This window comes from Campylobacter coli LMG 9860 (assembly GCF_000254135.1).
Taxonomy (GTDB): domain Bacteria; phylum Campylobacterota; class Campylobacteria; order Campylobacterales; family Campylobacteraceae; genus Campylobacter_D; species Campylobacter_D coli.
In genome coordinates this window covers 1-365 of sequence record NZ_AINS01000116.1, presented here as the reverse complement: position 1 = coordinate 365, position 365 = coordinate 1, and the positions used below count along the sequence as shown (strand labels likewise).

The 365-nt window shown below is 31.0% G+C and carries 1 pseudogene; it reads right to left on the bottom strand.

Features of this window, described 5'->3' with window-relative positions:
* Nucleotides 1-365, bottom strand: a pseudogene (locus CCO88_RS09590) (hypothetical protein); the annotation flags it as partial.

The following is a 365-nucleotide window of genomic DNA, read 5'->3' as shown; positions in this document are numbered from 1 at the left end:
CTAAACTCATTTCCCATTCTTTTATGGAAATCATTCCATAATCACGAGCAAGTATTTTTCTAAGCTCAAGCAATTCTTTTTGACTAAGCTTTCTTTTAAGGCTTAACTCGTTTTTGTGTTCTAAGTCGTATTTAAGGGCTTTAATTTTGTTTTCATATTTTTCCTTTTGCTGCGCTAATTGTGATTTGTAACCTATCTTTTGATGATGATTTAAAGAATTTAGTCTTAGATTTTCATCGCTTAAGCTTTTAAATCTAGCTTGTGTTTGCTCTCTTAAAAGCTTAGCTACTTTTTTGCGGTATTCTTTAGCCTTAGGACTTTTTATAAAAAAGCCTAGCATATAAACACCTTCTAAAGTCCATTTG